General features: G+C 61.1%; 7 protein-coding genes. All 7 read left to right on the top strand.

Annotation, left to right across the window (positions count from 1 at the left end; genetic code table 11):
* Positions 1-160 precede the first annotated feature (160 nt).
* Positions 161-913, top strand: coding sequence for a GntR family transcriptional regulator (locus tag EJA71_RS26360; RefSeq protein WP_038368826.1), 753 nt, complete (start codon positions 161-163; stop codon positions 911-913).
* Positions 910-2,640 carry a fumarate reductase/succinate dehydrogenase flavoprotein subunit gene (locus EJA71_RS26365; protein ID WP_158960898.1) on the top strand — a complete coding sequence of 577 codons (1,731 nt, stop codon included), beginning with the start codon at positions 910-912 and terminating at the stop codon, positions 2,638-2,640. Before EJA71_RS26360 ends, EJA71_RS26365 begins: the two co-directional genes overlap by 4 nt.
* Before the next feature lie 27 nt (positions 2,641-2,667).
* Complete coding sequence (locus EJA71_RS26370) at positions 2,668-2,913, top strand: ferredoxin family protein (protein WP_003225615.1); 246 nt, start codon at positions 2,668-2,670, stop codon at positions 2,911-2,913.
* Positions 2,914-3,144: 231 nt separating this feature from the next.
* Entirely contained in the window at positions 3,145-4,548 is a 1,404-nt protein-coding gene (locus tag EJA71_RS26375; RefSeq protein ID WP_158960900.1) for an ABC transporter substrate-binding protein, read from the top strand.
* A gap of 131 nt (positions 4,549-4,679) precedes the next feature.
* A complete protein-coding gene (locus EJA71_RS26380; RefSeq protein ID WP_158960902.1) occupies positions 4,680-5,453 on the top strand; it encodes an ABC transporter permease in 774 nt (257 codons plus the stop codon).
* Entirely contained in the window at positions 5,453-6,301 is an 849-nt protein-coding gene (locus tag EJA71_RS26385) for an ABC transporter ATP-binding protein (RefSeq protein ID WP_158960904.1), read from the top strand. Before EJA71_RS26380 ends, EJA71_RS26385 begins: the two co-directional genes overlap by 1 nt.
* Positions 6,298-6,835: HEAT repeat domain-containing protein (locus EJA71_RS26390; protein ID WP_178113753.1), on the top strand; the 538-nt coding region annotated here is incomplete at its 3' end. The genes EJA71_RS26385 and EJA71_RS26390, both read left to right, overlap by 4 nt.

The raw sequence follows: 6,835 nt of genomic DNA on the forward strand, positions 1-6,835 counted from the left end.
AGCTCCTACATGAGACCGCGATCCCATGTAGGAGCTGCCGAAGGCTGCGATCTTTTGATCTTCAGCACCGAATCTAAGGTTATGCCCATTCGGTATTTCTCAACCTTGTCATAACAACTCTAAGATCACGTCATAACTCGTTATAACAAGTGATCCCGTGATGACCGATAACGTTCTCTCCCTCAGTAGCGTTCCTCTGCACACCCAATTACGCGACGTCCTCCGTGCGCGCATTCTCGATGGCGAATACCCGCAAGACAGCCAGATGCCGTCCGAAAGCGAACTCGGCGCCTTGTTCAAAGTCAGCCGCATCACCGTGCGCCAAGCCTTGGGCGATCTACAAAAAGAAGGGCTGATCTTCAAGATTCACGGCAAAGGCACCTTCGTCGCCAAGCCGAAAACCTTTCAAAACGTCAGCAGCCTGCAAGGCCTCGCCGAGTCGATGACCGGGCGCGGCTACGAGGTGATCAACCGCCTGCGCAGCTTCAAATTCATCCCGGCGGACAAGCGTGTCGCCGAGCGTTTGCAAGTGGCCGAGGGCGAGACTGTCGCGCAGATCAAACGCGTGCGGCTGATCAACCGTGAGCCGATTTCGCTGGAAATCACCTACCTGCCCAAAGCTGTCGGCGAACGTCTGGAGAAGGCTGATCTGGTCACCCGCGACATCTTCCTGATCCTCGAAAACGACTGCGGCATCGCCCTCGGTCACGCGGATCTGGCCATCGACGCGGTGCTGGCTGACAGCGATCTGACCCAGGCACTCAATGTCGAGGCCGGTTCGCCGATCATGCGCATTGAGCGCCTGACCCACGACGCACAAGGCCAGCCGCTGGACTTCGAACACCTTTACTACCGTGGCGATGCGTTTCAGTACCGCCTGCGGATCGACCGGCAAAAAGGGGAGCAGGCATGACCCGCAACGTTCTCGAACAGGAATACGACATCGTCGTCATCGGCGGTGGCACCGCAGGCCCGATGGCCGCGATCAAGGCCAAGGAAAAGAATCGCGATTTGCGCGTGTTGCTGGTCGACAAGGCCAACGTCAAACGCAGCGGCGCGATCAGCATGGGCATGGACGGCCTGAACAACGCGATCATTCCCGGCCACTCGACACCCGAGCAGTACACCAAGGAAATCACCATCGCCAACGACGGCATCGTCAATCAGGCCGCCGTCTATGCCTACGCGACGCACAGCTTCGAAACCATCGAACAACTCGACCGCTGGGGCGTGAAGTTCGAGAAGGACGAAACCGGTGATTACGCGGTGAAAAAAGTCCATCACATGGGCGCCTACGTGCTGCCGATGCCGGAAGGGCACGACATCAAAAAAGTCCTCTATCGTCAGTTGAAACGTGCGCGAGTCAGCATCACCAATCGCCTGGTTTGCACGCGGTTGCTGACTGACGAGGAGGGCAGCGTCAACGGGGTGATGGGCTTCGACTGCCGCACCGCCGATTTCCATGTGATCAAAGCCAAAGCGGTAATCCTCGCCTGCGGCGCTGCCGGGCGCCTCGGCTTGCCGTCATCGGGCTACCTGATGGGCACCTACGAAAACCCGACCAACGCCGGTGACGGCTACGCAATGGCCTATCACGCCGGCGCCGAGCTGGCCAACCTCGAATGCTTCCAGATCAACCCGCTGATCAAGGACTACAACGGCCCGGCCTGCGCTTACGTCACCGGACCGCTGGGCGGCTACACCGCCAATAACAAGGGCGAACGCTTCATCGAGTGCGACTACTGGAGCGGGCAGATGATGTGGGAGTTTCACCAGGAACTGGAGAGCGGCAACGGCCCGGTGTTCCTCAAACTCGATCACCTCGCCGAAGAAACCATCCAGAACATCGAGGAGATTCTGCACAGCAACGAGCGCCCGAGTCGCGGCCAGTTCCACGCCAATCGCGGCACCGATTACCGCACGCAGATGGTCGAAATGCACATCTCCGAAATCGGTTTTTGCAGCGGTCACTCGGCGTCCGGCGTGTGGGTCAACGAGCGTGCCGAGACCTCGGTGAAAGGCTTGTATTCGGCGGGCGACATGGCCGCCGTGCCGCATAACTACATGCTCGGCGCGTTTACCTACGGCTGGTTTGCCGGACACAACGCGGCGGATTTTGTCGCCGGACGCGAGTTTTCTGCGCTGGACGCCGAGCAGATCGAAAAGGAAAAGGCCCGGGTCTACGCACCGCTGGATCGCGAGCACGGTCTGCCGCCGGCGCAGGTCGAGTACAAGCTGCGGCGCTTCGTTAACGATTATCTGCAACCGCCGAAGGTGACCAAGAAGATGCAGATCGGCCTGCAACGCTTCAGCGACATCGAACGCGATCTCGATCAGATGAAAGCCAACAATGCCCACGAACTGATGCGCGCCATGGAAACCAGCGTGATCCGCGATTGCGCCGAAATGGCCGCCCGCGCCTCGTTGTTTCGCGCCGAAAGCCGCTGGGGCCTGTACCACTATCGCGTCGATCACCCGCAACGCAATGACAGCGAGTGGTTCTGCCATTGCCATCTGAAGAAGGGCGACGACGGCCAGATGACCAGTTTCAAGAAAGCCGTCGAGCCTTACATCATCCCGCTCGATGCTGAAGAAATGCAGGCCTACGACCGCTTGCGGGTCGGCGCTTTCGCCGCTTGATACATCAATAAACAAAGAGTCCGAACCATGGCCTATCAAGCTCAGGAAATCTTCTTCCGCTCCAACGCCCCCGTCACCGTCGACGAGGACAAATGCATCGCCGAAAAGGGCTGCACCGTGTGTGTCGACGTTTGCCCGATGGACTTGCTGGCGATCAACCCGGCAACGCAGAAGGCCTATATGGCGTTCGATGAATGCTGGTACTGCATGCCGTGCGAGAAGGATTGCCCGACGGGTGCCGTCAAGGTCGACATCCCTTATCTCCTGCGTTGAAACGCTATCCCCTGTAGGAGTGAGCCTGCTCGCGATAGCGACGGGTCAGATGTAGATGTGCTGGCTGACACACCGCTATCGCGAGCAGGCTCACTCCTACATTTGAACTGTGACAACCCAAAGCCATCCGGAAACAGCCGGACGCTGGATTCACCGAAAACCCCTCGTTTCCCACCGCGCCCTGATCGCGGCGGAGACGAACTCAAATAAATGATTCGAGGGGAAACAACCATGTTGCGTGCAGCAATCGCCGGTCTGGTACTGGCTTCGTTTACCGTGTCGGCCTCGGCCGAAACCATCCGCATCGCCATCGGCACCCAGGACACCACCATCAACTGCGCCGCTGGCGGCTTGTTGATTCGTGAACTTGGCCTGCTCGACAAATACCTGCCCCACGACGGCGCCTACAAAGACGCGAAATACGACGTGCAGTGGAAGAACTTCACCAGCGGCGCGCCGCTGACCAACGAGATGGTCGCCGGCAAGCTCGACTTCGGCGCCATGGCCGATTTCCCCGGTGCGTTCAACGGCGTGGCGTTTGAAACCGCCGGCAAACACAGCCTGTTTATCAGCGTGCTATCGGGCAGCATCAAGGGCAGCGGCAACGGCATCGTTGTGCCGAGCGCATCGGGCGTGCAGTCGCTGAGCGACCTCAAGGGCAAAACCATTTCCGTGCCTTTTGCCTCCACTGCGCACGGCATGTTGCTGCGGGCTGTGGCGGCGCAGGGCTGGGATCCGCTGAAAGACGTGAACATCATCGCCCAGCCGCCAGAGGTCGCCGGCTCCGCGTTGCAAGCGGGCAAGATCGACGCCCACGCCGATTTCGTGCCGTTCGCCGAACTGTTCCCGAGCCGCGGTTTCGCCCGCAAGATCTACGACGGCGCCCAGGCCAATGCGCCGACTTTCCACGGTGCGCTGGTCGATCAGGCTTATGCGAAGAAGTACCCGGAAGTCGTCGTCGCTTACCTGCGCGCCAGCATTGAAGCCAATCAACTGCTCGCCGCCGAGCCTGAGAAATACAGCGAGCTGATCGCCAAGGTTACCGGCGTCGATGCCGAAGTGAATTACCTGTTCCACGGCCCGCTCGGCGTGCAGACCCGTGACCTGAGCTGGAAGCCCGAGTATCGCCAGGCAGTCGGCACCGCCATCGATACGTTGAAGCTGCTGAAGAAGGCTGATCGTGGCCTCGATCTGAACAACTTCATCGACGATCAATACATCCGCGCGGCGTTCAAGGCGTCGAACCTTGATTACACCGCGCAACTGGCGAACTACGCGCAAACACCGTTGAAGGGCACGGATGCGGCGACCGGTAAAGCCATCACTGACTTCAGCCACGTCGCGGAAATCTGGGTGCGCGGCGAGGACAACGTGCGCCAATACGCTTCGGCGGAAGAAGCCTTCACCGCGCTGGCGGCTCTGAAGCAGGAAGGCAAAAACGTCCGGGCGGTGTATGCGCAGGCCAGTGACAGCGGGATCAAGTTGCTCGCCGAACAGGCGTGGTTTGCCAGTGACGGCAAGGGCGGTCTGAGCGCATTCCTCCTCAAGGGTCAGGCACAGCAATATGCCTCGGCACAGGGCGGCAAAGTCCTCGACTTCACCGACGCCACCGCCCAGGCCGTCGCCACCCGCTAACTCAAACGTAGATCGTTCCCACGCTCTGCGTGGGAATGCCTCAATGGACGCTCTGCGTCCGCTTTGGATGTGACGCGGAGCGTCACGGGATGCATTCCCACGCAGAGCGTGGGAACGATCAGAGGTGATATATGTTTTCACGCTGGATCCCCCGAGCCGCTTCACTGCTGCTCTGCCTGCTGTTCTGGCAACTCGCCGCCAGCCATCACTGGAACCTCGGCCTCGTCACTTTCGCCAACGTGCCAACCCCTTTGGCCGTGATTGAAGCAGCGCTGGGCCTCGGCGACTCCGGCAAGCTCCTGCAGCATCTCACCGCCAGCCTCAGCCGCGTCTTCGCCGGTTATCTTGCGGCGCTGCCAATCGGCATCGCGTTGGGTCTGGCCATCGGCCGCTCGAAATGGGCTGAAGACCTGCTGCTGCCACCGCTGGAAGTCCTGCGTCCAATCCCCGCCGTCGCGTGGATTCCGCTGGCGATCCTGATGTTCCCGTCCTCCGAACTGTCGATGGTCTTCATCACCTTCACCGGCGCACTGTTCCCGATCCTGCTCAACACCGTGCACGGCGTCGAAGGCGTCGATCCACGCCTGATCGCCTCAGCCAAAAGCCTTGGGGCAGGGCGCCGCGCCATCCTGCTGGAAGTGATCCTGCCCGGCGCGGCGCCGAGCATCATCACCGGTCTGGCCATCGGCATGGGCACTTCGTGGTTCTGTCTGGTCACGGCGGAAATGATCTCCGGCCAGTTCGGCATCGGGTACTACACCTGGGAGTCCTACACCATTCAGAACTACGCCGACATCGTCGTCGGCATGTTGCTGATCGGCGTGTTGGGCATGGGCAGCAGTCTGCTGATCAAACGTCTGGGCGGGCTGTTCACGCGCTGGCATCGACCGCGAGGAAAAGCCTGATGAGCGTGATGCAAACCCCGGAAGGGCGGATCGACATTCGCCAATTATCCATCGTCCTCGGGCAAGGAAGTGAAGCGTTCGAAGCGGTGCGCGAACTCGATTGCCAGATCGAGCCGGGCCAGTTCGTGTGCATTCTCGGCCCGTCCGGTTGCGGCAAATCGACTTTGCTCGGTGCCCTGGCCGGGCATTTGAGGGCGCACGCCGGCAGCCTCAAAGTCGATGGCGCGGCGGTCTCCGAGCCCTCGCCGCAGCGCGGCATGGTGTTCCAGCATCACACGCTGTTTCCGTGGCGTACGGTGCGTGACAACGTCGCCTTCGGCCTGAAGATGCGCGGCATCGGCAAGGCTGAGCGCCATCGCGCCGCCGATGACATCCTCAAACTGGTCGGCCTCGACGGCTTTGCCGAGCGCTGGCCCGATCAACTCTCTGGCGGCATGCAACAACGTGTCGAAATTGCCCGCGTGCTGGTCAACCGTCCGCGCCTGTTGCTGATGGACGAGCCGTTCGGTGCGCTGGATGCGCTGACCCGGCTGAACATGCAGGAACTGCTGCTGGATATCTGGACGCGCATCCGCACCACCGTGGTCTTCGTCACCCACGACATCGACGAGGCGCTGTTTCTCGCCGACCGTTTGCTGGTGATGAGCGCGCGGCCGGGGCGCGTCATCGAAGATTTGCGTCTGGATTTCGCCCGACCACGCACCAGCGAACTGGTCACCAGCGCCGAATTCTCCCGCCTCAAACGCCACTGCCTCGACCTGTTGCGCCACGACAACGACCGACCGCTGCCGCGCCTCAATCCGCTCGGCCTGCCTCCTGAAAACCCTTTGCCGCGATTTGCCCTATGACCTCTATTTTTGCTGTCACCGATAACGACGACATCCTCGCCCTGCAACCGCGTCTGACCGCCGAAGACGCTGGCGTGCGACGTATTGCGCTGATTGATCTAGCCGATCTGGAGGAACCCGATGGCTTGCTCTGGCTGGTGGATCGGCTGGGGCAGGATCCCGCTGAAGACGTCCGTGCTGAAGCCGCGCGCTTGCTCGAAGCCTGGGAGGATGAGCCGGTTGTGCAAGCCTTGTGCGAGGCGCTGACCGACTCGTCATCTGCCGTGCAATCGGCTGCCGCGCAGAGCTTGAGTTTGCTCAAGACTGAAGCGGCGGGGCGGGTGATTCTGCCGTGGACCGATCACGCCGACGTCAGCGTGCGCATTGCGGCATTTCGCGCCTTGCGTGAACTGCGTTTCGCTGCTGCAGCGCCTGCTGCGGTTTCGGCGCTGAGCGACAGCGATGCCAACGTGCGCCGCGAAGCCGTCGGCGTGCTCGGCTGGCTCAAGCAGCTCGACGCACTGCCAGCCTTGGCGCGACTGGCCAGCGCCGACC

This window comes from Pseudomonas sp. PB106, assembly GCF_009764645.1.
Taxonomy (GTDB): Bacteria; Pseudomonadota; Gammaproteobacteria; order Pseudomonadales; family Pseudomonadaceae; genus Aquipseudomonas.

What these genes read in the sequence shown, in the direction of transcription:
- EJA71_RS26360 (WP_038368826.1), top strand. Translation starts at nt 161, where the DNA reads ATGACCGATAACGTTCTCTCCCTCAGTAGCGTTCCTCTGCACACCCAA.
- EJA71_RS26365 (WP_158960898.1), top strand. Translation starts at nt 910, where the DNA reads ATGACCCGCAACGTTCTCGAACAGGAATACGACATCGTCGTCATCGGC.
- EJA71_RS26370 (WP_003225615.1), top strand. Translation starts at nt 2,668, where the DNA reads ATGGCCTATCAAGCTCAGGAAATCTTCTTCCGCTCCAACGCCCCCGTC.
- EJA71_RS26375 (WP_158960900.1), top strand. Translation starts at nt 3,145, where the DNA reads ATGTTGCGTGCAGCAATCGCCGGTCTGGTACTGGCTTCGTTTACCGTG.
- EJA71_RS26380 (WP_158960902.1), top strand. Translation starts at nt 4,680, where the DNA reads ATGTTTTCACGCTGGATCCCCCGAGCCGCTTCACTGCTGCTCTGCCTG.
- EJA71_RS26385 (WP_158960904.1), top strand. Translation starts at nt 5,453, where the DNA reads ATGAGCGTGATGCAAACCCCGGAAGGGCGGATCGACATTCGCCAATTA.